The sequence below is a fragment of the Lentzea sp. NBRC 105346 genome (genome assembly GCF_030269605.1).
GTDB lineage: Bacteria > Actinomycetota > Actinomycetes > Mycobacteriales > Pseudonocardiaceae > Lentzea.
Map to the genome: position 1 here is coordinate 172115 of NZ_BSTQ01000005.1, position 24438 is coordinate 196552.

At 69.3% G+C, this 24438-nt stretch carries 26 protein-coding genes; 6 read left to right on the plus strand and 20 right to left on the minus strand.

Annotated elements, in window-relative coordinates:
• Nucleotides 1-84 precede the first annotated feature (84 nt).
• Nucleotides 85-1596, minus strand: coding sequence for an IMP dehydrogenase (gene guaB / locus QSK35_RS12875; RefSeq protein WP_285745613.1), 1512 nt, complete (start codon nucleotides 1594-1596; stop codon nucleotides 85-87).
• Nucleotides 1597-1722: 126 nt separating this feature from the next.
• Here guaB and QSK35_RS12880 point away from each other — a divergent pair, with 126 nt between their 5' ends.
• Complete coding sequence (locus QSK35_RS12880; RefSeq protein WP_285745615.1) at nucleotides 1723-2106, plus strand: DUF5319 domain-containing protein; 384 nt, start codon at nucleotides 1723-1725, stop codon at nucleotides 2104-2106.
• An 82-nt stretch (nucleotides 2107-2188) separates the two neighbouring features.
• Here QSK35_RS12880 and QSK35_RS12885 read toward each other — a convergent pair whose 3' ends face one another.
• The 5 genes from QSK35_RS12885 to QSK35_RS12905 all read right to left on the minus strand — a co-directional run bounded on the left by QSK35_RS12885 (nucleotide 2189) and on the right by QSK35_RS12905 (nucleotide 6728).
• Nucleotides 2189-3085: an anti-sigma-D factor RsdA gene (locus tag QSK35_RS12885; RefSeq protein ID WP_285745617.1), complete on the minus strand. Its 897-nt coding sequence runs from the start codon at nucleotides 3083-3085 to the stop codon at nucleotides 2189-2191.
• Nucleotides 3086-3658: a sigma-70 family RNA polymerase sigma factor gene (locus QSK35_RS12890; RefSeq protein ID WP_146360198.1), complete on the minus strand. Its 573-nt coding sequence runs from the start codon at nucleotides 3656-3658 to the stop codon at nucleotides 3086-3088.
• A gap of 216 nt (nucleotides 3659-3874) precedes the next feature.
• On the minus strand, nucleotides 3875-4471 hold the full coding sequence (locus QSK35_RS12895) for a response regulator transcription factor (RefSeq protein WP_015805222.1): 597 nt from the start codon (nucleotides 4469-4471) through the stop codon (nucleotides 3875-3877).
• Between the two features lie 80 nt (nucleotides 4472-4551).
• On the minus strand, nucleotides 4552-5448 hold the full coding sequence (locus tag QSK35_RS12900; protein WP_285745627.1) for a tetratricopeptide repeat protein: 897 nt from the start codon (nucleotides 5446-5448) through the stop codon (nucleotides 4552-4554).
• 338 nt (nucleotides 5449-5786) lie between these two features.
• Nucleotides 5787-6728, minus strand: coding sequence for a MerR family transcriptional regulator (locus QSK35_RS12905; protein ID WP_502881652.1), 942 nt, complete (start codon nucleotides 6726-6728; stop codon nucleotides 5787-5789).
• Between the two features lie 180 nt (nucleotides 6729-6908).
• Here QSK35_RS12905 and QSK35_RS12910 point away from each other — a divergent pair, with 180 nt between their 5' ends.
• Complete coding sequence (locus QSK35_RS12910) at nucleotides 6909-7205, plus strand: WhiB family transcriptional regulator (RefSeq protein WP_285745631.1); 297 nt, start codon at nucleotides 6909-6911, stop codon at nucleotides 7203-7205.
• An 84-nt stretch (nucleotides 7206-7289) separates the two neighbouring features.
• Here QSK35_RS12910 and groL read toward each other — a convergent pair whose 3' ends face one another.
• Both groL and groES read right to left on the minus strand, forming a co-directional pair.
• Nucleotides 7290-8912 (minus strand): chaperonin GroEL, encoded by a 1623-nt coding sequence (gene groL, locus QSK35_RS12915; RefSeq protein WP_285745633.1) that lies wholly within the window; start codon nucleotides 8910-8912, stop codon nucleotides 7290-7292.
• Nucleotides 8913-8994: 82 nt separating this feature from the next.
• Nucleotides 8995-9288, minus strand: coding sequence for a co-chaperone GroES (gene groES / locus QSK35_RS12920; protein WP_285745635.1), 294 nt, complete (start codon nucleotides 9286-9288; stop codon nucleotides 8995-8997).
• Between the two features lie 172 nt (nucleotides 9289-9460).
• Between groES and QSK35_RS12925 the strand changes: the two genes are divergently transcribed.
• Both QSK35_RS12925 and QSK35_RS12930 read left to right on the plus strand, forming a co-directional pair.
• Nucleotides 9461-10954, plus strand: a complete 1494-nt coding sequence (locus tag QSK35_RS12925) for an alkaline phosphatase D family protein (RefSeq protein WP_285746108.1) — start codon at nucleotides 9461-9463, stop codon at nucleotides 10952-10954.
• A gap of 49 nt (nucleotides 10955-11003) precedes the next feature.
• Nucleotides 11004-12527 (plus strand): alkaline phosphatase D family protein, encoded by a 1524-nt coding sequence (locus QSK35_RS12930; RefSeq protein WP_285745637.1) that lies wholly within the window; start codon nucleotides 11004-11006, stop codon nucleotides 12525-12527.
• On the opposite strand, the gene QSK35_RS12935 is transcribed toward QSK35_RS12930, so the two are convergent.
• The 11 genes from QSK35_RS12935 to tsaB are packed head-to-tail and all read right to left on the minus strand — an operon-like array spanning nucleotide 12524 to nucleotide 21421.
• Complete coding sequence (locus QSK35_RS12935; RefSeq protein WP_285746110.1) at nucleotides 12524-13630, minus strand: ABC transporter permease; 1107 nt, start codon at nucleotides 13628-13630, stop codon at nucleotides 12524-12526. The two genes, QSK35_RS12930 and QSK35_RS12935, sit on opposite strands and share 4 nt — an antisense overlap.
• A 50-nt stretch (nucleotides 13631-13680) precedes the next feature.
• On the minus strand, nucleotides 13681-14343 hold the full coding sequence (locus tag QSK35_RS12940; RefSeq protein ID WP_285745638.1) for an ABC transporter ATP-binding protein: 663 nt from the start codon (nucleotides 14341-14343) through the stop codon (nucleotides 13681-13683).
• Nucleotides 14340-15332, minus strand: coding sequence for an efflux RND transporter periplasmic adaptor subunit (locus tag QSK35_RS12945; RefSeq protein WP_285745640.1), 993 nt, complete (start codon nucleotides 15330-15332; stop codon nucleotides 14340-14342). Before QSK35_RS12945 ends, QSK35_RS12940 begins: the two co-directional genes overlap by 4 nt.
• Nucleotides 15329-15868 carry a hypothetical protein gene (locus QSK35_RS12950; protein ID WP_285745642.1) on the minus strand — a complete coding sequence of 180 codons (540 nt, stop codon included), beginning with the start codon at nucleotides 15866-15868 and terminating at the stop codon, nucleotides 15329-15331. The genes QSK35_RS12945 and QSK35_RS12950 overlap by 4 nt, the downstream gene beginning before the upstream one ends.
• Complete coding sequence (locus QSK35_RS12955) at nucleotides 15865-16404, minus strand: hypothetical protein (RefSeq protein WP_285745644.1); 540 nt, start codon at nucleotides 16402-16404, stop codon at nucleotides 15865-15867. Before QSK35_RS12955 ends, QSK35_RS12950 begins: the two co-directional genes overlap by 4 nt.
• Before the next feature lie 43 nt (nucleotides 16405-16447).
• Complete coding sequence (locus QSK35_RS12960; protein WP_285745645.1) at nucleotides 16448-18145, minus strand: sensor histidine kinase; 1698 nt, start codon at nucleotides 18143-18145, stop codon at nucleotides 16448-16450.
• The gene (locus tag QSK35_RS12965) at nucleotides 18145-18831 is read right to left on the minus strand and encodes a response regulator transcription factor (RefSeq protein ID WP_285746113.1); all 687 of its coding nucleotides are present in this window, start codon (nucleotides 18829-18831) and stop codon (nucleotides 18145-18147) included. Before QSK35_RS12965 ends, QSK35_RS12960 begins: the two co-directional genes overlap by 1 nt.
• Before the next feature lie 27 nt (nucleotides 18832-18858).
• Entirely contained in the window at nucleotides 18859-19230 is a 372-nt protein-coding gene (locus tag QSK35_RS12970; protein WP_285745647.1) for a GtrA family protein, read from the minus strand.
• 10 nt (nucleotides 19231-19240) lie between these two features.
• Entirely contained in the window at nucleotides 19241-20296 is a 1056-nt protein-coding gene (gene tsaD, locus QSK35_RS12975; RefSeq protein WP_285745648.1) for a tRNA (adenosine(37)-N6)-threonylcarbamoyltransferase complex transferase subunit TsaD, read from the minus strand.
• Nucleotides 20289-20747: a ribosomal protein S18-alanine N-acetyltransferase gene (gene rimI / locus QSK35_RS12980; protein WP_285745649.1), complete on the minus strand. Its 459-nt coding sequence runs from the start codon at nucleotides 20745-20747 to the stop codon at nucleotides 20289-20291. The genes tsaD and rimI overlap by 8 nt, the downstream gene beginning before the upstream one ends.
• Nucleotides 20744-21421 carry a tRNA (adenosine(37)-N6)-threonylcarbamoyltransferase complex dimerization subunit type 1 TsaB gene (tsaB, locus tag QSK35_RS12985; RefSeq protein WP_285746115.1) on the minus strand — a complete coding sequence of 226 codons (678 nt, stop codon included), beginning with the start codon at nucleotides 21419-21421 and terminating at the stop codon, nucleotides 20744-20746. The genes rimI and tsaB overlap by 4 nt, the downstream gene beginning before the upstream one ends.
• Nucleotides 21422-21506: 85 nt before the next feature.
• On the opposite strand from tsaB, the gene QSK35_RS12990 reads away from it, so the two are divergent.
• The gene (locus QSK35_RS12990) at nucleotides 21507-22862 is read left to right on the plus strand and encodes an acyl-CoA synthetase (RefSeq protein WP_285745650.1); all 1356 of its coding nucleotides are present in this window, start codon (nucleotides 21507-21509) and stop codon (nucleotides 22860-22862) included.
• Nucleotides 22846-24075 carry a carboxyl transferase domain-containing protein gene (locus tag QSK35_RS12995; protein ID WP_285745651.1) on the plus strand — a complete coding sequence of 410 codons (1230 nt, stop codon included), beginning with the start codon at nucleotides 22846-22848 and terminating at the stop codon, nucleotides 24073-24075. Before QSK35_RS12990 ends, QSK35_RS12995 begins: the two co-directional genes overlap by 17 nt.
• On the opposite strand, the gene QSK35_RS13000 is transcribed toward QSK35_RS12995, so the two are convergent.
• Nucleotides 24042-24380, minus strand: coding sequence for a hypothetical protein (locus QSK35_RS13000; RefSeq protein ID WP_285745652.1), 339 nt, complete (start codon nucleotides 24378-24380; stop codon nucleotides 24042-24044). The genes QSK35_RS12995 and QSK35_RS13000 overlap by 34 nt on opposite strands.
• Between the last annotated feature and the right edge of the window lie 58 nt (nucleotides 24381-24438).

Genomic DNA, 24438 nt, shown 5'->3' on the forward strand with positions numbered 1-24438 from the left:
GGGGGTCTGGGGGCCGCCCCCAGAAAGACAGGCCGAGCGACCAGGTCCGCGCTTTCCGCGGACACACCTCGCCCTGAGCGAGCTTCAGCGGGTTGTGTAGTTCGGGGCTTCGACGGTCATCGTGATGTCGTGCGGGTGGCTCTCCTTCAGGCCCGCCGCGGTGATCCGGACCAGCTGCTTGTCCTGCAGCTCGGCCACCGTGCGCGAACCCGTGTAGCCCATCGCGGCCCGCAGGCCGCCGTTGAGCTGGTGCACGACCTGCGACAGCGGGCCGCGGAACGGGATGCGCCCCTCGATGCCCTCGGGGACGAGCTTGTCCTCGTTGAGGACGTCGTCCTGGAAGTAGCGGTCCTTGGAGTACGACTTGGCGTCGCCACGCGACTGCATCGCGGCGAGCGAGCCCATGCCGCGGTACGTCTTGAACTGCTTGCCGTTGACCAGGATCAGGTCACCGGGCGCCTCGGCGGTACCCGCGAGCAGCGAGCCGAGCATGACGGTGGACGCGCCGGCCGCGATGGCCTTGGCGATGTCACCGGAGTACTGGATGCCGCCGTCGCCGATCACCGGCACACCGGCGGGACGGCAGGCGAGCGAGGCCTCGTAGATCGCGGAGATCTGCGGGACGCCGACACCCGCGACGACGCGCGTGGTGCAGATCGAGCCGGGGCCGACGCCGACCTTCACGCCGTCCGCGCCCGCGTCGATCAGCGCCTGCGCACCGGCCCGCGTCGCGACGTTGCCGCCGACGATGTCGACGGAGTCGCCCAGCTCCTTCTTGATCTTCGCGACCATCTCCTGCACGGCGCGGGCGTGGCCGTGCGCGGTGTCGACCATCACCACGTCCACACCGGCCTCGGCGAGCGTCATCGCGCGCTTGAACGAGTCGTCGCCGACACCGACCGCGGCGGCGCACAGCAGGCGGCCGTCCGGGTCCTTGGTGGCGTTGGGGTACTGCTCGGTCTTGACGAAGTCCTTGACCGTGATCAGGCCGCGCAGCTTGCCGTCGCCGTCGACGATGGGCAGTTTCTCGACCTTGTGGCGGCGCAGCAGACCGAGCGCGGCGTCCGCCGAGACGCCGACCTGCGCGGTGACGAGCGGGCCCTTGGTCATGACCTCGGCCACCCGCCGGTTGTGGTCCACCTCGAACCGCATGTCGCGATTGGTGATGATGCCCACGAGCCGGCCGTCCGGGTCGGTGACGGGCAGGCCGGAGATGCGGTAGCGCGCGCACATCTCGTCGACCTCGGCGAGCGTGTGCTCGGGCGTGCACGTCACCGGGTCGGTGACCATGCCCGCCTCGGAGCGCTTGACCGTCTCGGCCTGGCGCGCCTGGTCCTCGACGGAGAGGTTGCGGTGCAGGACGCCGATGCCGCCCTGCCGGGCCATCGAGATCGCCATTCGCGCCTCGGTCACCGTGTCCATGGCGGCACTGGCGAGCGGGATCTTGAGTGAGATGTTGCGGGAGATCCTGGTGCTCGTGTCGACGCCACTGGGAACGACGTCCGACTCGGCAGGCAGCAGGAGCACGTCGTCGAAGGTCAGTCCCAGCATCGCGAACTTGCTCGGGACTCCGTCAGCGTTGAGCTCGCTGGTCATAGCGGGTGACTTGCCTTCCGTCGTGCGATGGGCGCTTCGCCGGCGGACGCGGTTTCCGCAGGCGGAGGCGGTGCGAACCATGGTATCTGGACGCGTCCCGGGGTCCGCCCGGTACCGTGCAGGGTCGTGCCGCACGACGCGTTGCCACCAGACCCCTTCGCGGGCGATCCGAAGGACCCGGCCAAGGCCCTGGGTGAGCCCGACCACGACCATCCGCCGATGGACGACGACGAGCGCGCCGAACTGGTCAGCGACCTCAGCGATCTCGCCGTCTACCAGGCGTTGCTCGAACACAGAGGGGTGCGCGGGATCGTCGTGGACTGCGGCGAGTGCCAGGAGCCGCACTACCACGACTGGACGCTGCTGCGCGCTTCGCTGGAGCAGCTCCTCGCCGACGGCCGCATGCGGCCGCACGAGCCCGCGTTCGATCCCGATCCCAGCGCGTACGTCAGCTGGGAGTACTGCCGCGGTTATGCCGACGGTGTGACCGCTACCGAGTCCGCCAGATAAGACCGATGTCATGTGAATGGCCCTGACCTGCTGCAGGTCAGGGCCATTCACATGACATCTCAGTTGGGAACGCCGATCAGCTTCAGGGCTGGTCCGCGCTGCTTCCGCTAGCCGTTCCGCTTCCCGTGCCCGTCCCCGCGGGCGGCTCCGCTGGTGGCGGGGCCGGCGTTTCCGTTGCGTTGCTCGTTGGATCCTGCGGGGGCGGGCTCTGTGTAGAAGACGACGTACTCGGCGGGGTAGTAGTCGTCGTCGGGCTGGGCGTCGACGACGGCGTCGAAGGCTGGGTCGTCGGCTTCGGGTGCTTGGTCGACGGCGGCGTCGGCGAGGTCGGAGACGCCGGCGCGTTGGTGTTCAGCTCTTCCTTGAGCTCCTTGTGCTCGGTGGAGAGCTTCTCCTGGCCGTCGTCGGTCGACACGGACGGCAGGAACTCCTCGACCTTGTCGAGCTTCTCGCGTGCCTCGTCGACGCGGCCCTCGCGCAGCGCGAGCCGCGCGGACTCGAGGTCGGTGCGCACGGCCACAGCGGCCTCGACCGACTTGGCGTGCTCGGAGTACAGCACCCTGGTCAGCCCCCAGAGCGCGTCGCCCGGCTGGGCGTCCCGCGCGACCAGGCTGACCCCGGTGAACGCGATCGCGAGCACTGCTGCGGCGCTCGCAAGCGGAATCAGGAAACGGTGCCGGTGCGGTTCCTTCGGGCGCGCGGCCGCGATGGTCGCGAGCGCCGTCTCGGTGTCGACCAGCTCGCCGTGCGGTTCGGTGTCCACCTCGTGGCGCCACGCGAGCAGCAGCGCGTTCAGCTCGTCCTCGACGAGCGTGCTCTGCGCGTGCGGCTTGGCCGCGCCGAGCGCGTCCAGCAACCTGTCGTCGGCCTGCACTGCCGACAGATCATCACCCGTCACCGGGTCGTTCGAGGTGAGCGGGGATCTCTCATCTGGTCCGCGCACGGTTTCCTCGTCACCCTTCTCGTGCTCGTCGGCCACTCAGACCACCTCCTCCGCTGCCAACGACTTGCGGAGCCGGGCCAACGCGCGATGTTGCGCGACCCGGACCGCACCCGGCGTCGAACCGACTGCCTCGGCAGTCTCCTCAGCCGACAGCCCCACGACCACCCGCAACAGGAGGATCTCTCGTTGCTTCTCCGGGAGGATTCGCAGTAGCTGAGCCATTCGTTCCGACAGCTCACCCTGCATGGCCCGTTGCTCTGGACCGGCTTCGGTCTCAGGAGCGTCGGGAACCTCGGGCACTGGCTCGGAGCGGTTCCTGGCGGCAGACCGATGCGCGTCGGCAACCTTGTGCGCCGCGATTCCATACACGAACGCGAGGAAGGGCCGACCCTGGTCGCGGTAGCTGGGCAATGCCGTGAGCACCGCCAGACACACCTCCTGGGCGACGTCGTCTGCCGAAGCGAAGGATCGCTCCTGCCTGCCTACTCGGGCGCGGCAGTACCGCACCACCAGGGGACGAATGTTCGCCAGCAGGCGCTCTATCGCCTGGCGGTCGCCGTCGACGGCCGCGCCCACTTCGGCGTCCAGTCCGTCCCCCAAGTTGGTCATCGCAGACAACAGCCCTGGTGTTACTTGTAGGCGTACCGACATCAAACCGCACGAGTCCTTCACGATGACTCAGAGCAGCGGCACTCACCGTACCGGTCTTAGAGCCATCAGTTCATCAGTGGGGTTACAACACCCCTCGTGAGCAGGCGACACGCCGAATGGCCGCAGCCCGGCGACAATTGTCACCGGGCTGGGTTAGCAAACGCTTGCTGCGCCTTATGAGACAAGTCCGCGGCGGAATCCGTGCGCGACGGCCTGCGCGCGGTCCCGCACACCGAGCTTGCGGAACAACCGACGCGCGTGCGTCTTGACGGTGTCCTCCGAGAGGTAGAGCTCACGGCCGATCTGTCCGTTGCTCTTGCCCTGGCTCATCCCGCGCAGCACCTGGAGCTCGCGCTCGGTGAGCTGAACTCCGGGGTCCGAGGGCTGACGCGGCGCGGGCACGCTGGTGCTGGCGAGCGTGTGCGCGAGTGCGGCGACCAGTTCGGGACGTGACGCGTCCCACCTCAGGTAACCGCGAGCACCGCCGGCGATCGCGGCGGCGATGCTGCCCGCGTCGTCGGGCGCGCCGAACACGATGACGTTTGCCTGCGGGTTCGCGGAGACGAGCCGACGCGTGGCTTCCACCCCGGTCGGGACGGCGCGCTGGGTTCCCACCAGTACGACGTCGACCGGCTGCCGAGAGAAGCGAGCCAACAACTCGTCACCGTGCGCTACGCAGTCGATGCGGCTAACCCCGGGGACAGCCGACATCACGCGGGTGAGACCCTCCCGCACACTGCGCCGGTCGTCGCAAATAAGGACCGTGGTCACGGGGACTCCTTCCTGCAGCCGAGTGACGTTCCACTTCCCCTATCGGACGCTTCGACCCCAACCTTGACACGATCCGGTGCTTAATCCGTCAAGAAGTTCGTCTGAGGGTCTGCGTTCGGGGGATCGCCGGAACGGAGCAGCCCCGTCGGCACCCACGGGGACTCAAGGGCCACCCGTCGGCTGATGGGATCAGCTCTCCGTAACACGCAGCTCAGAGCCTCCATCGCCCGGTCGATGACGTTCGACGCCACCGTGGGGTCATTGCCCACCAGGACGAGAGCGCTCGGCCAGATCAACGAAAACAAGCCATGAGTGACGCTGTGATTTAGGTCACACTCGACCAGTTCAACCCCTCTTGTCAACCCCTCGGGTGTCCCCCACACGACCAACGCCGTCCCCAGCACGAGGTCGGATTTCACCTGATGGCGAATACTTTTGTGCTGGTAGGCGTGGTTTCGGGCCGCCTCGGCCGGTGGCACTGCGTGCTCGGCTCTGTTGTCCGCGAGCTCGATCTCGGCTGCTACCCAGCCATGTCTCGTTTTGGATCGCCAGCTTGTGGGTTCGGCTTGGTTGTGCAGCCGTCTCGCTTCGTCGAGCCTCCCCCTGCCGATCGCATCCGCTGCCAAGCCCAGGAGTGCGTCCGTTCGGGCACCCGCCGGGTCGATCCCGTCCGGATCGGTCGCTTCGTTGGTTCGGATCCGGGCCAGGGCTCTTGCGTCCCGGCTTCGGGCTCCCGTGTGGTCGCCCAGTTGGCGGCAGTGGGAGGCGCGGGTGGAGAGGGCCAGGGAGGCGATCACGTCGTTCTGGCTGTGTTGGAGGTCGTCCAGGATGGTGGCGGCGGCCGCGTAGTGACCTTGGCCGCCCAGGGTTACCGCCGCCAGCCACCTTTCGGTTGGGTTCTGGGACCTGGTGGCTGCCCAGACTGGGGCGCCGGGTTGGTCGCCGAACGCTGATCTGCGCAGGTAGGCCTCGTCCACGTCCGGAATTGTCGGACCTCGCTGGGAGAATGGAATCAGGGGGACCCCCTGGGCGGGGGGACGCCTGATTGAGCGTGGCCGGGGTTTGGGGCCGGGAGGCGTGGGGGGTCGTGGCCTCGGGGTTTGGCCTGGACGTGGGGCGCGGCCTGGAGATCCTGGTCTTGGCTTAGACGCGGCCTGCGTCCGCGACACGAGAAAAGACGGCTGGCTGCCGTCGTGATCCGATCCGGGGTCGTCTTACGTCGTGGAGTGCGGCTGCGTGCGTGGTTGCGATGTGTGGCGAGACGTGTCGCGGTCGCAGGCCGCGTCCAAAAGCCAAAGTCAAAGCCCCAGAGGACTCAGACGACAGCGGCCTCGATCGCCGCCACGGCCGCCCCGAGATCCTCGACCCGCTCAGCCTGCGCGGGCACCACACCCCGCCGCCACCCAGGCCCACCCACGAAGAGCCGCATCTGCTGCCGGGTACGAGGCAGAGCCGCCAAAGCGCCGGGATCGGCATACCTGGGCAACTGCGCCCAGAGCACGACAGCTGAGGGAGCGGTCCGCCGCACAGCCGCCGCCAACGCCTCCAAGGGCAGAGCCGCCCCGAGCTGCCGAATGACGATCTCCCGGGACGCGAGCTCCGCGGCCAGAGCGTGCAAAGAGAGGGTGTGCCGCTCGTCCGGCATACAGGCCAGCAGCACGGGCCGGTGGTTGCGACCGGAGGGCACGATCGGCGTCGCCCTGATCAACGCCGCGGCGACGCACTCGTTCAGGAGGTGCTCGACCTCGACGCCGGCGCCCGAGAGTTCCCAGCGGGCCGCTACGGCCGTCAGCACCGGGCGGATCACGCCGTCCCACGTGGCGATCACCCCGTCGGACGAAAGAGCGTCGGCCAGGAGTTGCTGGACCGCGACCGAGTCCATCGCCAGGGCGGCGCGGCCCAGGCCGCGGGCCAGGCGGGAGGCGCCGGGCATCTTCAGGCCACGGCCGCCCGACGACGCCTTCGAAGGCAGCTCGCCGCCCGTCAGGGAAGCCTTGCTGGACAACGCGAAGCGCGCGGCCTCCGCCGAGGACGCGCCGCGCAGCAGGGCGCGCTGCATGAGCTCCAGACGAGCCACGTCGCGCGGGCCGTACTTGCGGTGCCGCCCGGTCGTGTGATCGGACGGACCGAGGCCGTAGCGCCGGTCCCAGGTGCGCAGCGTCGCGGGTGCGATGCCTAGTCGCCTGGCGACCGCGGCCACCGAAAGCATGGGCTCGTTCGAATGACTACCGGTGGATCTGTACTCCGCCTGCGTCATCACGAGAGCCATCGTGCGTTCACCTCATCCGGGCGGCAACTCCAGTCGGTGAGTGATCGAACACGTGCTCCGTCACCCATCAGTTGATAAGGGTCTTCGGACTCTTGAACAAGTTTTGGCGCGGTTCTACGGTGGATCATCGTTAAGCCGAATGGAGCAGTCGTCACGGAGGCGGTCTCGATGGCGGACACCCGAAGGCTCCCTGGTCCCAACGCTGATCTGTGGGATTGGCAGATGCGTGGCTCCTGCCGCGGAATGGACAGCGCGTTCTTCTTCCACCCGGACGGCGAACGGGGCCCGGCGAGAGCCAGGCGGGAGGCTCGCGCCAAAGCCGTCTGTCTCAGTTGTCCGGTGCTGGAGATGTGCCGCAAGCACGCGCTGGCAGTGCAGGAGCCGTACGGCATCTGGGGCGGGCTCTCGGAATCGGAACGCGATCACATCATCAAGGCCCGCAAGCGTCAGCTGGCGATGGTGTAAACGAAAAGGGGCGGCCCCAGCGGGACCGCCCCTTTTAAGTTGAACTGACGCGAGGTCGCCGCGCCGGAGGCGCGGCAATTCAACTCAGTGGCCGTGACCGTGCCCGTGGCCGTGACCGGCCGCAGGGGTCTCTTCCACCTTCTTCTCCACGACGGCGCTCTCGGTCGTGAGCACCATGCGGGCGATCGAAGCGGCGTTGGCGACCGCGGAACGCGTCACCTTCACCGGGTCGATGATGCCCTGGTCGAGCAGGTCGCCGTAGGTCAGCGTGGCGGCGTTGATGCCGAAGCCCCAGTCGCCCTCGGCGACCTTGTTGACCACGACGGCGCCCTCGAGGCCGGCGTTCGCGGCGATCCAGAACAGCGGCGACGTCAGCGCCTTGGCCACGAGCGCGACACCGGTCGCCTCGTCGCCGGACAGGCCGAGGCCGCCGTCCAGAACCTTGGACGCGTGCACGAGAGCCGAGCCACCGCCGGGGACGATGCCCTCCTCGACCGCGGCCTTCGTAGCGGCGACCGCGTCCTCGATGCGGTGCTTGCGCTCCTTCAGCTCGGTCTCGGTGGCCGCACCGACCTTGATGACGGCGATGCCGCCGGACAGCTTGGCCAGCCGCTCCTGCAGCTTCTCGCGGTCCCAGTCGGAGTCGGTCGACTCGATCTCGCGGCGCAGCTGCTCCGCGCGACCCGCGACGTCGGCCTTGGAGCCGCCGCCGTCGACCAGCGTGGTGTCGTCCTTGGTCACCACGACGCGGCGGGCGGAGCCCAGCGAGTCGAGGGTGGCCTCCGACAGCTTCAGGCCGATCTCCGAGGAGATCACCGTGCCGCCGGTGACGACCGCCAGGTCGTCCAGGAACGCCTTGCGGCGGTCACCGAAGAACGGGGCCTTCACCGCGACGACCTTGAGGGTCTTGCGCAGCGCGTTGACCACCAGCGTGGACAGGGCCTCGCCCTCGACGTCCTCGGCGATGATCAGCAGCGGCTTGCCGGACTCGGCGACCTTCTCCAGCACCGGGAGCAGGTCGGCCAGGGCCGAGATCTTCTCGCGGTGCAGCAGGACGCGGACGTCCTCGAAGACGGCTTCCTGCGACTCCGGGTCGGTGACGAAGTGGTTCGAGATGAACCCCTTGTCGAACTGCACACCCTCGGTGATCACGAGCTCGGTTGCGAGCGTCGAGGACTCCTCGACGGTGATCACGCCGTCCTCGCCGACCTTCTCGATCGCCTCACCGAGCAGGGCGCCGATCGACTCGTCACGGGACGAGACGGTGCCGACCTGCGCGATGTTGTCGCGGCCCTTGACCGGGGTGGCCTTGGCCTTCAGCGCGTCCACGACGGCGTCGGCGGCGGCCTGGATGCCACGGCCGAGCGACGTCGGGTTGGCGCCCGCGGCCACGTTGCGCAGGCCCTCGCGGACGAGCGCCTGGGCCAGCACGGTGGCGGTGGTGGTGCCGTCACCCGCGACGTCGTTGGTCTTCGTCGCGACGGACTTGGCGAGCTGCGCGCCGAGGTTCTCGAACGCGTCGTCCAGCTCGACCTCGCGCGCGATGGTCACGCCGTCGTTGGTGACCGTCGGGCCACCGAACTTCTTGTCGAGCACGACGTGGCGGCCGCGCGGACCAAGGGTGACCTTGACCGTGTCCGCCAGCTTGTTGACGCCGCGCTCGAGCGCCCGACGAGCGTCCTCGTCGAAGCTGATCTGCTTGGGCATTACCTAACCTCTCTGAAAGCGAAACGCCCCGGTTGTGCCCCGGTGGTGGGGCGCCGGGGCGTCAGGCATGTCAGCCGCAGCGTCAGTTGACGACGGCCAGCACGTCGCGGGCGGAGAGGATCAGGTACTCCTCGCCGTTGTACTTGACCTCGGTGCCGCCGTACTTCGAGTAGATGACGACGTCGCCGACGCTCACGTCGACGGGGATGCGGTTGCCCTTGTCGTCGATCCGGCCGGGGCCGACCGCCAGGACCTTGCCCTCCTGGGGCTTCTCCTTCGCGGTGTCCGGAATCACGAGGCCGGAAGCCGTCGTCGTCTCGGCCTCAGAGGCCTGAACGACGATCTTGTCCTCGAGCGGCTTGATGTTCACGCTCACCGGGATGACCTCCACGGGTCGTTGGCAGGTTCGATTTAACGGCTCCTGCCACCCCGCCGTCGCGGGGGTCGGGGCGGTGCTGGCGCCGTGCAACTAGCACTCTACCCACGAGAGTGCCAACGCATCAACGAGGGCCCCGAACCGGTGGCCCGGTTTGATCCGTATTGATGACATGGGCCTCGTGACGAGACGCGCGCTGATCGCCGGTGCCGTGGCGGTCGTCACATCCGCGTCGGCCCGTCCAGCCGACCCTTTCACGCTGGGTGTGGCCTCCGGCGACCCGGTCCCCGATGGTGTGGTGCTGTGGACGCGGCTGGCCCGCGACCCGCTCGCCGAGGACGGTCTCGGCGGCATGCCTTCGCGGCCCGTCGAAGTGAGATGGGAGCTCGCCCACGACGAACGCTTCGGCCGGGTCGTCCAGCGCGGCACCACGTACGCGCGCCCCGAGGAGGGCCACAGCGTCCACGTCGACGTGCGCGGCCTGCAGCCCGGCCGCGAGTACTTCTACCGCTTCGCCGCGCGCGGCTACCTCTCGCGCACCGGGCGCACCCGCACGGCACCCGAGCCGTGGACCCTGCAGGCCCCGCTGACCATGGCGTTCGCGTCGTGCGCGCAGTACGAGCACGGCTACTTCACCGCGTACCGCCGGCTCGCCGAGGACGAACCGGAGCTGGTGCTGCACCTGGGCGACTACCAGTACGAGTACGCGAAGGGCATCCACGTCGCGCCCGAGGGCAACGCCCGCGAGGTCGACGGCCCGACCACGGTGACGCTGGCGAACTACCGGCAGCGGTACGGCCAGTACAAGAGCGACCCCGACCTGCAGGCGGCGCACGCCGTCGCACCGTGGACGGTCGTCTGGGACGACCACGAGATCGCCAACAACTGGGCCGACGACGTCCCCGACCGGCCGGAGCCGGACTTCCCCGCCCGGCGCGCGGTGGCCATGCGCGCCTACTACGAGAACATGCCGATCCGCCCGGCCCCGCAGCTCTACCGGCGGCTGCTGTGGGGCGGGCTGGCGACGTTCCACATGCTCGACACCCGGCGCTACCGCGACGACCAGCCGTGCGGCGACGGGATAAAGGTCTGCGACGAGCGGTTGGCTCCCGAGCGCACGATCCTCGGCGCCGAGCAGGAGGCGTGGCTGCTCGACGGGTTCCGCACGTCGGGCGCGCGCTGGGACGTCCTCGGCCAGCAGGTGTTCTTCTCGCAGTACGACCACACGTCCGGCGCGCCGCTGGAGACGAACCTGGACGCGTGGGACGGCTACGCCGCGAACCGCGACCGGGTGGTCGCCGGGTTCGCCGCGGCCCGCAACGCCGTGGTGCTGACCGGCGACGTGCACGCGGCGTGGGGCGTGGAGATCAAGGAGCGGTGGGACGATCCGGCGGCGCGGACGGTCGGCACGGAGCTGGTCGCGACGTCGATCACGTCCGGCGGCGACGGCTCCGAGGACTACCCGGAGACGCCGTCGTGGCTCACCGAGAACCCGCACGTGAAGTACTTCAACAACCGGCGCGGCTACGTGCTGACGCGGTTCACCCCGGACGAGGTGCGCGCCGACTTCCGCGGCGTGGACTTCGTGTCCAGGCCGGACTCGCCGGTGCGCACGAAGGCATCGTTCGCCATCGAGGACCGCAAGCCGGGACTGCACCGCCTTTAGTTCCACTGGGTTTCACTCGGCGGCCACCCTGGTGAGCAAGGGTCCGGGCATGACTCGAGTGACGCGTCGCACGCTGTTCATCGGCGGTGTCGCCCTCGCTGCTGTGGGGGCGGGATCACCAACGTTGTCCGATCCATTCACGCTGGGCGTCGCCTCCGGCGATCCCACGTCCGACGGTGTCGTCCTGTGGACGCGCCTCGCACCGGCCCCGCTCGCCGAGGACGGGCTCGGCGGCATGCCGTCGCGGCCGGTCGCGGTGTCCTGGGAGATCGCGCTCGACGAGCGGTTCCGTCTCGTGGTGCGACGGGGCACGGCCTGGGCCCGGCCCGAGTCGGGCCACAGCGTCCACGTCGACGTGAGCGGCCTGCTGCCCGGCCGGGAGTACTTCTACCGGTTCAACGCCGAAGGCCACCTCTCGCGCGTCGGCCGCACGCGCACGGCACCCGGACCGTGGGCGCTCGGCGGCGGCCTGACGATGGCGTTCGCCTCGTGCTCGCAGTTCGAGCACGGCTACTTCACCGCGTACCGCAGGATGGCCGAGGACCAGCCGGACCTGGTGCTGCACCTCGGCGACTACCAGTACGAGTACAAGAAGGACACTTACGTGGTGCCGGGCGGGAACCCGCGCGACCACGAGGGCCCGGAGACCGAGACGCTGGCGAACTACCGGCAGCGGCACGCGCAGTACAAGACGGACCAGGACCTGCAGGAGGCGCACGCCGTCGCGCCCTGGTCGGTCGTATGGGACGACCACGAGATCGACAACAACTGGGCCGACGAGATCCCGGAGAAGCCGGAGATCCCGCAGCCGAACTTCATGGCCCGCCGGGCGGCGGCTTTCCAGGCGTACTACGAGAACATGCCGTTGCGACGCGGCCCGGTGGGACCAGACATGCAGCTCTACCGCCGGGTCCAGTGGGGACGGCTGGCGACGTTCCACATGCTCGACACCCGGCAGTACCGCGACGACCAGGCGTGCGGCGACGGGCTCAAGACGTGCCCGGAGCGGCTGAACCCGACGCGCTCGATCACCGGCAGCGAGCAGGAGAAGTGGCTGCTCGACGGGTTCCGGCGCTCGTGTGCGCGCTGGGATGTGCTGGGACAGCAGGTGTTCTTCTCCCAGGTGGACCTCCTGCCCGGCGCGGGCGAGCGCAACAACATGGACGCGTGGGACGGCTACGCGGCCAACCGCGACCGGATCGTCGCCGGGTTCCCGCACGTGCGCAACGCCGTCGTGCTCACCGGTGACGTGCACGCCGCGTGGGGTGCGGACATCAAGGCGAAGTGGGACGACCCGTCGTCGAGGACGCTGGGCACCGAGCTCGTGTCGACGTCGATCACGTCCGGCGGCGACGGGTCGGAGGAGCGGCCCGAGACTCCTGCTCTGCTGCGGGAGAACCCGCACGTGAAGTACTTCAACAACCGCCGCGGTTACGTGCGGACGAAGTTCTCGCCGCACGAGGTGCGGGCCGATTTCCGGGGCCTCGACTACGTGTCCAAGCCCGGCGCACCGGTCACCACGAAGGCGTCCTTCGTGATCGAGGACCGGCGGCCGGGCCTGAACCGCGTCTAGGGCGCGGCGAGCGCTTCCGTTGGCGCCAAACGGGAAGCGCGCACGGCCGGATACGCACCCGCGAGGACGCCGACCAGCAGGGCGGCACCGATCCCGGTGAACACCGCCGTCATCGGGATCACCGTGGGCCAGCCGCGCCACGCGGCGTACCCGGCCGTGCCCAGCACGCCGAGCGCGGCGCCGGAGAGACCGCCGAGCAGGCACAGCGCGACGGACTCCGTCACGAACTGGCCGCGGATCTCCCCGCGCGTCGCGCCCAGCGCGCGGCGCAGGCCGATCTCGCGTTTGCGTTCCAGCACGGAGATCACCATCGTGTTCGCCACGCCGACTCCGCCGACCAGCAGCGCCACGCCCGCGAGTCCCAGGAACAACGCCGAGAAGGTGTTCTCCGTCAACCGTTTCGCGGCGAGCGCGTCGGACGGCCGGCTGACCCGGATCTCGCCGGGGCTCTCGGGGAAGACCGTCGCGGGCAACACGCCGCGCACGTCGTCGATGGCCTGTTCCTCGGCCTTCACGTAGACCACCGTGGGGTGACCGGAGAAATTCAGGTGCGTCTTCGCCGCTCCCCAGCCGACCAGCACCGAGCGTTCGACGTCCGGCGCGAGCGGCAGGCGGTCGAGGATGCCGACCACGGTGAACCAGGTCTTGCCGATCCACACCTGCGGGCCGGGTTCGGTGATGCCGAGCCTGGTCGCGGCCTTGTCACCGAGAACGACGGTCGGGAAGGAACTGTTGGCGTCGTTGAGGAAGGTGCCGCTGTGCACCTTGCCGTTCAACACCTCCAGCAGGTCCGGCTTCGCGACCAGGACGCTCAGCCCCGAGCTGTCGGTCACGCGATCGGTGCGGGTCACCGTGCTCTGCGCGTTGGCGATCGCGCTGGCCAGCCGCACCGGGCCGATGCGCTTCGCCATCTCCGGCGAGTTCTCCGGGACGGGCGGCAGCTCGCCGCTCGTTCCGGGCGCGACCTCGGCGCGCAGCAGGTTCGTCCCGAGCGCCTGCAGCTCGTTCATCAGCTGCTGCTGACTGGACGCCGGGATGCCGACGACCACGATCATGGTGGCGATCCCGATCGAGATCCCCAGCGCGGACAACGCGGCGCGCATCGGCCTGGTGCGTAGACCGAGCAGACCCAGATCGAGCAGGTCCAGCGCCTTCACGCGTGCACCCGCCCGTCGCGCATGACGACGCACCTCGGCAGGGTCGCGGCGATCTCCCGGTCGTGGGTGATGATCGCGATCGTCGTGCCGGCGCGGTTGAGGCCCTTGAGCAGGTCGAGCACGGCCTGGCCGTTGGCGGTGTCGAGCGCGCCGGTCGGTTCGTCGGCGAGCACGAGCTTCGGGTCGTTGACCAGCGCACGGGCGATCGCGACGCGTTGCTTCTCACCGCCGGACAGCTGGTGCGGCCGGTGGTTCTGCCGATGCGCCAGGCCGACCTTGGTGAGGGCTTCGAGCGCACGGGCGTGCCGCCACTTGCGCGCCACGCCCGCGTGCAGCAGGCCGGTGGCGACGTTGTCCAGCGCGCTGATGCCGTCGGTGAGGTGGAACTGCTGGAAGACGAAGCCGATCGTGCGGCCGCGCAGTTTCGACAACGCCTTGTCGGACAACGTCGTGACGTCGCGGCCATCGATCTCCACGGTGCCGCTGGAGGGCCGGTCGAGCGTGCCCATCAGGTTGAGCAGGGTGGACTTGCCGGAGCCGGACGGGCCGACGATGCCGACCAGCTCACCCGGCCCGATGGTCAGCGAGACGTCGTCGAGCGCCTTCACGCCGCCGGGATATTCCTTGTGGGCGTGGGAGATCCGCAGCACCGGAGTCATGAGGTGGTCACCACTTCCATGCCCTCACGGACGTCGCCGCTGACCTCGACCATGCCGTTGGCGAACAGGCCGGTCTTGACGGCGACGAACCCGCCTTCCTTGTGCTGCAAGGCGTATCCGCCCTCCTTGAGCGCGACAAGCGCACCCACGGGTACCGCGAGGACACCCGGTTTGGTCTCGCTCACGGCCTTCACCCGCACCGGTCCCGCCATCGCCTCCGGCACGTCCACCGTGACGGTCGCGGTGACCTTGGGCGTCTCGTTCTTGCCCTCGCTCTGGGTGGCCGTCGTGCCGACGGAGGTGACCTTGCCCTTCGCCTCCTTGCCGTCGAGGAGCAGGACGGTGACCTCGGTGTCCGGCTTGAGCACACCCGCCTGGTCCGCGGGCACGTCGACCGCGACCGCGCGGTCCGTCCCGGTGAACGAGAGCAGCTCGCCCTCCGCGGACTCGCCCAGCGCCGCCTTGGCCGACTCGACACGCACCTTGCCGGGCAGCACGACGACGTCACCGGGTTCGAGCGCGCCGGTCTCCTGGAGCTTGTTCGCCTTCTGCCAGCGCTTGATCGCGTTGATCGTGGAGGTGGTCAGCTGGTCGCCGCTGAGACCGAGGTTCTGGTTCACGACCTTGACGTCGGGCCCCTTGGTCCCGGCCGTGTCGAGCTTGCGGAACAACGGCGTGTCACCGGCGAACAGCACGATCGGCCGATCGTCCACTTTGTACAGCGGCTGGCCGGGTTCGACGACGGCGCCGGGAGCGGGCAGCCAGGTGATCGTGCCCGGCTTGCGGCCCTTGAGCGCGGTCGCGGGCCCGAAGCCGAGCTTGCCGGTGAACTCCACGGTGTTCGTGAGGTCCGCCTTCTTCACGGCTACGATCCGGGCGTTTTCGGGGCCGGTCGCTGCAGGTGCGGGCACCGGGCGGTTCGCCAAGGCGAAGCCGGCGCCGCCGAGCACCGCGACGACCGCGAGTCCGGTGATGATCCACTTCTTCACTTGTGCAGGCTCTCTTTCATGCACCTGCTGCCCATCGCCATGCCCTCGCCCGTGCCGATGTGCGAGTTGTCGCCGACGAACTCGTAACCGTTCTGGTCCTCACCGGGTTTGGCCGGCCGTTCCTCGACATTGGCGCCCGCCTTGCGCAGGCACTCGACGACCCGGTGGATGAAGTCCATGGACTCAGGGTTGTTCTTGTCCAGCTCCCAGGCGGGCAACGGGAACTTGTCCTTGCACTTCTCCCACGCCTTGGGCCAGACCTGCTTGTACTCCTCGTCCGACAGGAACGGCCCTTCCTTGCCACGCCCGATCGGAATGCCGTTCTCGCCCATGCACTTCTGGTAGGGCTCGCTGACCTTCTTCGCTTGTTCGGGTGTGTCGTCGATGCGCTCACGCGGCCGTTTGTCGTCCGGCGGCGCGGTGCTGGTGGGAGCCGAGTCGCTGGACTGCAGTGAGGCGACCTGTTGCTGGGCGGGGTTTTCGGTGCTGCCGCAGGCGGTCAACGCCAGCAGCGCGGCCAGGAACCACGACTTCATTTCCGCACGCTCTCCTTCTTGCACTGGCTGCTGATCTCCATGCCCTTCGCGACGCTGACTTCAGCGTTGTCGCGGATCGAGTAGCCGTTCTGCTCCTCGCCCGGTCGGGCCGGCTGCTCCTCGACGGTGACGCCCGCCTTGCGCATGCACTCGACGACCCGATGGATGAAGTCCATGGACTCCGGGTTGTTCCGGTCGAGCTCCCAGGCGGGCAACGGGAACTTGTCCTTGCACTTCGCCTGCGCCTTCGGCCACGCCTCCCGGTACTGCGCGGACGACAGGTCCGGCCGGCTCTTGGTGCCGCCTTCCGGAATGCCGTTGTCGGTCATGCACCTCAGGTACGGATCGAGGTTCTTCCGCTTCTGCTCGGGCGTGTCGTCGATGCGCTCACGCGGCCGTTCGTCCTCGACCGGCGCGGCGCTGGTGGCCGGCTGGTCACCGGTGTGCAAGGACGCGACCTGTTGCCGGGGCGCCTCTTCGGCGGTCCCGCACGCGGCCAGCGCCAGGAGGGCGGCCAGACACAGGGTCACTCGCATGCCGCAAACTGTGCTGCGGACTTCTTAAGAACTTGTGCAGACGCTATGCGGGTAGCTTCACGGTGAACGTGGTGTTGCCGTTTCCGCTGGTGACACCGGCACTGCCGCCGTGCAGCTCGACGAGCTGTTTGACGATCGCGAGCCCGAGTCCACTGCCGCCGGTCTGCCTGCTGCGCGATTTGTCCGCGCGCCAGAACCGTTCGAAGACCCGCGGAAGGTCCGGTTCGGCGATTCCGGTTCCGGAGTCCTCGACGGTGATCTCCACCGCGTCCGGGATTCGCCTTGCGGTGAGAACGACTTCATCCTCGCTGTGCTTGAGCGCGTTGGTGACGAGGTTTCCGATGACCTGCCGGATGCGGATCGGGTCCGCCATCGCGTTCAGATCTCCGCTCTTGCGCACGGTGACGCGGTCGTGCGCGACGAACTGGTCGACCACCTCACCGAGGTCGATCCGCTCGGGGTGGATCTTCAGCTCGCCCGCGTCGGCGAGCGCGAGCTGCTGCAGGTCGTCCACGAGGTGTTGCAGCAGAAGGGTTTCCTCGAGCAGGCTCGTGACGAGCTCGCCGTCGAGGTCGGCGACGCCGTCCTGGGTCGCGATGAGCCAGCCCCGGATGTTGCCGACCGGCGTGCGCAGCTCGTGCGACACGTCGCTGATCATGGCCTTGCGCTGTTCCTCGGTGCGCGCGAGGTGTTCGGCCATCTCGTTGAACGCCTCGGCCACCTCGCCGATCTCCCCGGTGGCCTTGGTCCGCACGCGCGCCTGCGTGTCGCCGGCACGCATCCGTTGTGCCGCAACGGTCAGCTGCTTGAGCGGTTTCACCAGCCTGGTCGCCACGAGGAAGCTGACGAGGATCGTGAGCACCAGCACCGCGAGCGCCGCGCCGATGATGCGGGCGGTGCCGGCCTTGGTGAGTCCTGGAGTGTCCGGCGTGCCTTCCGCGTCGGTGATGAACAGCAGCGCCTGGGGCGCGACGTAGGGGTCGAGCAAGGTGACCTTGCTGTCGTTGAGGCACTTCCGCGCCCGCTCACCGCCGACCTTGGGGCTGACCATCGGCGAGCCGGTCGTGCTCATCAGCAGGTTCCCGCCCTTGCCGTCCATGCACCGGTCGTAGATCGGTTGCAGCTGCCGCAACGCGGCCTCCTCGGTGGCGGTCGGTTCGTTCAGCACGGTGTCCCCCATCCCCACTTCGCGCTGGGGACACGGGTTGTGCACCGACTGCGTGGGCGTACCGGGCAGCTCGACCCTCGGCCGGCCGCCGGGTGAGGTGACGATCACGCCGTAGAGGTTGATCCGGCTCATGCAGGACAGCAGCGACTCGGCCTTCTGACGCAGGGCCGCCTGCTCGTCGCCGGTCAGCTGGAACGGCCCCACGACGCGTGGGTCGACGAACCCGTTGACGTCGAGCGGGTTGATGACCGCGGATGCCTTGACGGGCAACGGGTTCACGTCCGTACCCGCCACGCGGTGCCGGGTCTCGCTCGTCAGCGTGATGCGCCGCCCGGTCTCCTTTTCCAGGTCCTTGATGAGACTTTCGGTGCCGGCATCCCAGATCGGCCGCTCCGAGGCGTTCTGCAGCAACCGGTCGTAGATCTTCTGGTCCGCGGCCAGCGCCTGCCCCTGTTGCTGCCGGATCGTCTTCGACGTGCCCTGCACGGCCAGCCACGCGGTCGCCGCGATCGAGCACACCGCGACCGTGGCGCTGGCGATCAGCAGACGGGTGAGGAGGCTCCGCCGCAACATCAGCTCTGGGCCCCGTTGGTCACCTTGTAACCCACGCCGTACACCGTGAGCAGGTACTTCGGCCGGCGCGGCTGTTCCTCGAGCTTCTTGCGCAGGTTGCTGACGTGCACGTCGACCGTGCGTTCGGTGATGAACCCGTCGATGCCGCGGGCCTGCTCCAGCAGCTGCCCCCTGGTGTACACGCGGTCGGGGTTGGCGGCGAGCGTGGCGAGGATCTTGAACTCGACCGGCGTGCACTCGATCCGCCTACCGGCCATGTGCACCTCGTGCTTCAGATGGTCGATCGTGAGCGCGCCGACCTGGACCTTCTGGTCCTCGGTCTTCTTGGTCCGCTGCAGGATCGCCTTGATCCGCGCCATCAGCTCGCGCGGGTCGTACGGCTTGGTGAGGTAGTCGTCGGCGCCGAGGTCGAAGCCCAGCAGCAGGTCGTCCGCCGTGCTCCTGGCCGTGAGCATGAGCACCGGCACGTCGGACTCGCGGCGCAGGACACGGCACACGTCGAGGCCGTCCACCCTGGGCATCATCACGTCGAGGACGAGCAGGTCCGGCTTCTCCCGGCGGACCTCGTCGATCGCCGCTCTGCCGTCGTGCACGACCCGCACGTCGTGGCCTTCACGGTCCAGGTACCGCTTGACCAGCTCCGCGTTCTTCGGGTCGTCGTCGGCGACGAGCACGTAGGCGCACACGCGCGCCATGGTGCCCGATCATCGTGTTCAGTGCCGGTGAGCGGGTTCGCGGCGGAACACGAACGAGTTGTACAGCGCGAAGTTCCAGACCATGCCGATACCGATCGCGGCCAGCTTCGCCCACACGGCACCGAAAGCCGCGAGGCCGAACAGCACGAGCGGCTGGATCACCCACAGCCCGGTGCCGGTGACCAGCAGGAACAACACCACCTGCCGGCCGAGCGGCCCGGACGACCGGAACGTGAAACCGCGGTTCAGCACGAAGCTGGTGACCATGCCGCACGACGTGGACACGAAGTTCGCCGCCAGCAACGGCAGGAAGCCGACCAGCACCACGTAGAGCGCGAAGTCCACGAGAGTGTTGAGGGCTCCGACGAGACCGAACCTGACCACTCTCACGAACCACCACCTACAGGATCTGCACCACGTTCACCGGCAGACCGGGCGTCGTAGAGAGGTCCATCGGGGACGGTTTGGCCCCCGCGGCCACCAGGTGAGCGCCCAGCGCCGCAATCATGGCACCGTTGTCTGTGCACAACCTGGGAGAAGGAACGCGCAGCTCAACGCCCGCTTCGGCACACCGCTCGGCCGCCAGACCGGACAACCGGGAGTTCGCCGCGACACCGCCGGAGATCACCAGGGTGTCGACGCGAAGATCCTTACAGGCACGCAGGGCCTTCATGGTCAGCACGTCCGCGACCGCCTCCTGGAAGGAGGCCGCGACGTCCGCCAGCGGCACCTCCTCACCAGCTGCCTCGCACCGCTCGACCCACCGGGCCACCGAGGTCTTGAGGCCGGAGAAGGAGAAGTCGTACTTGGCGTCACGCGGACCCGTCAGACCACGCGGGAACGCGATCGCACAGCCGTTTCCGGTCTTCGCCAGCCGGTCGATCGGCGGACCGCCGGGGTACGGCAGGTCGAGCAGCCGCGCCACCTTGTCGTAGGCCTCACCGGCGGCATCGTCGACAGTGGACCCGATCTCGGTGATCGACGACGCCAGGCCGCCCTCGACCAGCAGCAGCTGCGAGTGCCCGCCGGACACCAGCAACGCCAGGCAGCGCTCGGGCAGGTGCCCGTGCTGCAACGTGTCGGCGGCGACGTGCCCAGCCAGGTGGTTCACGCCGTAGAGCGGCTTGCCCAGTGCGGCGGCGAACGCCTTCGCGGCGGAGACCCCGACCAGCAGCGCGCCCGCGAGGCCCGGACCGGCCGTGACGGCGATCGAGTGCACGTCGGACAGCTCGACGCCGGCCTTGTCCAACGCACGGCGCATCGTGGGCGTCATCGCCTCGAGGTGCGCACGGGACGCGACCTCGGGCACCACACCGCCGAAGCGGGCGTGCTCCTCGACGCTGGACGCGACCTCGTCGGCGAGCAGCTCGAGCGAGCCGTCCGGGCCGAGCCGCACGATGCCGACGCCCGTCTCGTCGCACGAGCTCTCGATTCCGAGGATGAGCCGGTCAGTCACTTTTCGCGGGCCTTCCCATCGTGTACGCGTCGGCGCCCGACGGCTGGTAGTAGCGGCGGCGCAGGCCGAGGTGCTCGAACCCATGCGCCAGATAGAGGTTGATCGCCGAAACGTTGTCGGTGCGCACTTCGAGGTAGACCGGCACACCGCCAGCGTCGACCTGTTCCAGCAACGTGCGCAGCAGCATGCGGCCGACACCGCGGCCCTGCCACGACGACACGACCGCGATCGTGTGCACGCTCGCCTCGTAGGGCGACAACGCCAGTCCGGCGTATCCGATCAGCTCGGCGTCGACGTACGCGCCGACGTAGAAGTTGCCCTGCTCGAGCTCGCTGCGGAACGCGTTCTCGCTCCACGGGTCGTCGCCGGGGAACAGCTCCCGCTCGATCTCCGCGCACCGCGCCACGTCTTGCGTGCGCAGCGGGGCGATCGTCACGGTCGGGGCGGTCATGCCCTGGTCACCCGCTTGCGGCCGACGGGTTCGACGGCGTCGGGACGGCGCAGGTAGAGCGGCGTCAACGGGGCCGGGCGCGCCTGCGCCAGCACCTCGGCGGAGGCCGCGGAGACCAGTCCGACCGGCGACGGGTACCGCACGTCGACGATGGTCAGGCCGAGCACTTCGGCGTAGATCGAGGCGCCCTCACCAGCGGCTTCGCGCACGCCCAACGAGGCCAGCTTCGCGACGACGTCGGCCGGGCGTTCCACGTGCGGCCCGTCGACGCGGCGGCCGAGGGCGTCGTAGGCCGCCCAGTAGACCTCGCGGCGACGCGCGTCGGTGGCGACCAGCAGCGGGTGACCGGTGGCGGCGTCCAGGGCCAGCGCGTCCAGCGTCGACACCGGGTAGACCGGTCGGTTGAGCGCCTGGCCCAGCGCGCCGGCCGTCGCCATGCCGACCCGCAGGCCGGTGAACGGGCCGGGTCCGGAGCCCACCACGATCGCGTCGACGTCGGCGAACGTGCGGCCGGCCTCGGCCAGCGAGTCCTGCACGTGCGGCGTCAGCAGCTCGCCGTGCGCCTTCGCGTTGACCGTCACCCGCTGGGCGAGCAACGTCGTCGAGTCGGGCAGCAGTTCGACCACACCGGCGGTGACAGCGGGCGTGGCGGTGTCGAGCGCGAGCACTAGCACGGTCGTCAAGGGTACGGGTCCCGCAAAAGTGTCTGACACCACACTCCTGATGCGGCCTTAGAGGCCACGAGCCAAGGTTGGGGCCATGCTGGCTGAACCGAGTGACCGCGAAGCCCTTCGTTTCGGCGACAGGTCCCTGACCTACGCCGAGCTGCACGAAGCGGCGGGCACGCTCGCGGCCAGGCTCAGGGGCAAGCGCCGGGTCGCCGTCTGGGCCACGCACACGATCGAGACCTGCGTCGCGGTGGTGGCCGGACTGAAAGCGGGTGTCGCGGTCATCCCGCTCAACCCCAAGATCGGCGAGCGCGAGCTCGACCACATCCTGAACGACAGTCAGCCGGACGAGATCCTCACAGAGCCCGCGCTCTCGTTCGAAGATCACGAAGACTTCCCCGAACCGGACGACGAGACGCCGGCGCTGATCATCTATACGAGCGGCACGACCGGACCACCGAAGGGCGTCGTCCTCCCGCGCCGCGCGCTCAAGTCGAACCTGGACGCGCTCGCCGCCGCCTGGGAGTGGACCGCCGACGACGTGCTGGTGCACGGCCTGCCGTTGTTCCACGTGCACGGCCTGGGCATCGGCATCCTCGGCCCGCTGCGCCGCGGCGGAACCGTGCGCCACCTGGTCAGGTTCGACGTCCGGAGAGCGGCTCACGAGCTCGCGCACGGCGCGACGATGATGTTCGGCGTTCCGACGATGTACCACCGGGTCGCCGACGAGGTCGAGCAGGATCCGGAGCTGGCCAAGGCATTCGGCAGTGCGCGAATCCTCGTCTCCGGCAGCGCCGCACTCCCGGCCACGGACCACGAGCGCATCGCGAAGGCCACCGGGCAGCGGGTCGTCGAGCGGTACGGCATGAGCGAGACGCTGATGAACGTGAGCGTGCGCGCGTCCGGCGACCGCAGGCCGGGCACGGTCGGGCTGCCGCTGGACGGGGTGCAGGTCAGGCTGGTCGACGAGGCCGGCACCGAGGTCGGGTTCGACACCATCGGCGAGATCGAGGTGCGTGGCCCGAACCTGTTCCTGGAGTACCTGAACCGGCCCGACGCGACAAAGGAGGCGTTCCGCGACGGCTGGTTCCGCACCGGCGACATGGCGGTCCGCGAGGCCGACGGCTACCTGCGCATCGTCGGCAGGCGCGCCACCGACCTGATCAAGAGCGGCGGTTACAAGATCGGCGCGGGCGAGATCGAGAACGCGCTGCTGGAGCACCCGGACGTCGCCGAGGTCGCGGTCACCGGCGAACCGGACGACGACCTCGGCGAACGGATCGTCGCCTGGGTGGTCCCCGCGGGAGCCGCGCCGAAGCCCGAGGAGCTCAGCGACCACGTCGCCAAGCTGCTGTCGCCGCACAAGCGGCCGCGCGTGGTGCGGTTCGTGGAAGCCTTGCCGCGCAACGAGATGGGGAAGGTGCTCAAGCGTGCGCTCGGCACCTGACCCGCTCGGCTGGGCCGGCTACCCCGAGCAGCTGGCGCGAGCGCGGAAGAACACCGGGCACGCCGAGTCGGTCACGTACGGGCGACGCCGGTTCGGCGAGACCGACGCGATGGTGATCGAGTTCGACTTCCGGTTCCTCGGCGGGTCCGTCGGCGGCGGCACGGGTGACGTGCTCGAACAGGCCTTCCTCGAAGCCGGGGACCTGCCCGTCGTGTCGCTGATCGCGACCGGCGGCAGCCGCATGCAGGAGGGCATGGTCTCGCTGCGGCAGCTGCAGCGCATCGCCGCGTTGTGCGCGCGGCAGCGGGGTCCTCGCGTCTCGGTGCTGCGCGACCCGACGACCGGCGGGTTGTGGGCGTCGCTCGGCGCGAGCGCGGACGTCGTGCTGGCGGTGCCCGGCGCGCAGGTCGGGTTCGCGGGCAGCCGGGTGCGGCCGGAGGACGGGCCCGAGTACACCGCCGAAGGGCAGTTCGCGGCGGGCACGGTCGACGCCGTTGTGCCGCAAGGAGAACTCGAGGATCGGCTCACCGCACTGCTGGCATTGCTCACCGGGTCGAGCAGCCAACCCGCCGAGGTACCAAGGGCTTTGGGCGATCTCACCCTGCCGGACAGCGGCTGGACGGCCGTGACGAACGCCAGGAAACCCGAGCGACCGCGAGCCAAGGCTTACCTCGACGACCACTTCGAGACGCGGTTCCCGTTGGGCCGCAACGCCGGCGTGTTGTGCGGTCTCGGCAGGCGAGGCGGGCGAACGATCGCCTACGCCGCGCAGGACGGAACGGCCACGACACCGGCCGGGTTCCGTGCGGCCGCGCGGCTGATCCGGCTCGCAGAACGCAGGAATCTGCCGGTTCTGACCTTTGTGGACACTCCCGGCGCGGCGAACGACCGTGCGGCGGAACGAGAAGGTGTCGGCGCGGCCATCGCGGAGCTGTTCACGACGGTCGCGGCGGCACGGGTGCCGATCACGACGCTGGTCATCGGGGAGGGCGGGTCCGGCGGGGCGCTCGCGCTCGCCGCGCCGGACCGGACCTGGATCTCACCGAACGCCTACTTCTCCGTGATCGCACCGGAACTGGCCGCGTCGATCCTCAAGCGGGACGATGTGCCGGCCCTCGCGGATCAGCTGCGGCTGCGTCCGCAGGACCTCGTCGAACTGGGCGTGGTCAGCGGAATCGCTCAGCCCGCGGCGTTGCCGTTGCAGGCGACGTAGGTCGGCTGGTGGGCGATGGTGCCGAGCTCCAGCGGGCCGTTCCACTGCCACGGCAGCGCGCAGAAGTTGTTCGCGATGCTGATGTCGGCGTCCTCGGATCCCGCGGTGTTGTCGTTGCAGGCCGCGTAACCCGGCGCGTTGCCCTCGGTCAGCACCTCGAACGGGCCGTTCCACTGCCATGGCGCGGCACACGCGTTGTTCAGGATGCTGACGCCGCCGCCGTTCTCGCCGGCCGACGCGGGTGCGGCGGCCACGAGCATGGCGCCACCGATGACTGCAGTCGCGAGCAGAGTCTTCTTGATCATGCGAGAGTCATCGGCCGGTTACTCTCCGTCCTAAATGGATTTCACCCGATGCGTCAAC

Coding starts and splice junctions, on each gene's coding strand:
- guaB (WP_285745613.1), bottom strand. CDS start 1,596: ATGACCAGCGAGCTCAACGCTGACGGAGTCCCGAGCAAGTTCGCGATG.
- QSK35_RS12890 (WP_146360198.1), bottom strand. CDS start 3,658: ATGACCAACTTGGGGGACGGACTGGACGCCGAAGTGGGCGCGGCCGTC.
- QSK35_RS12905 (WP_502881652.1), bottom strand. CDS start 6,728: ATGACGCAGGCGGAGTACAGATCCACCGGTAGTCATTCGAACGAGCCC.
- QSK35_RS12910 (WP_285745631.1), top strand. CDS start 6,909: ATGGCGGACACCCGAAGGCTCCCTGGTCCCAACGCTGATCTGTGGGAT.
- groL (WP_285745633.1), bottom strand. CDS start 8,912: ATGCCCAAGCAGATCAGCTTCGACGAGGACGCTCGTCGGGCGCTCGAG.
- QSK35_RS12925 (WP_285746108.1), top strand. CDS start 9,461: ATGGGCCTCGTGACGAGACGCGCGCTGATCGCCGGTGCCGTGGCGGTC.
- QSK35_RS12930 (WP_285745637.1), top strand. CDS start 11,004: ATGACTCGAGTGACGCGTCGCACGCTGTTCATCGGCGGTGTCGCCCTC.
- QSK35_RS12935 (WP_285746110.1), bottom strand. CDS start 13,630: ATGCGCGCCGCGTTGTCCGCGCTGGGGATCTCGATCGGGATCGCCACC.
- QSK35_RS12940 (WP_285745638.1), bottom strand. CDS start 14,343: ATGACTCCGGTGCTGCGGATCTCCCACGCCCACAAGGAATATCCCGGC.
- QSK35_RS12950 (WP_285745642.1), bottom strand. CDS start 15,868: ATGAAGTCGTGGTTCCTGGCCGCGCTGCTGGCGTTGACCGCCTGCGGC.
- QSK35_RS12955 (WP_285745644.1), bottom strand. CDS start 16,404: ATGCGAGTGACCCTGTGTCTGGCCGCCCTCCTGGCGCTGGCCGCGTGC.
- QSK35_RS12960 (WP_285745645.1), bottom strand. CDS start 18,145: ATGTTGCGGCGGAGCCTCCTCACCCGTCTGCTGATCGCCAGCGCCACG.
- rimI (WP_285745649.1), bottom strand. CDS start 20,747: ATGACCGCCCCGACCGTGACGATCGCCCCGCTGCGCACGCAAGACGTG.
- QSK35_RS12990 (WP_285745650.1), top strand. CDS start 21,507: ATGCTGGCTGAACCGAGTGACCGCGAAGCCCTTCGTTTCGGCGACAGG.
- QSK35_RS13000 (WP_285745652.1), bottom strand. CDS start 24,380: ATGATCAAGAAGACTCTGCTCGCGACTGCAGTCATCGGTGGCGCCATG.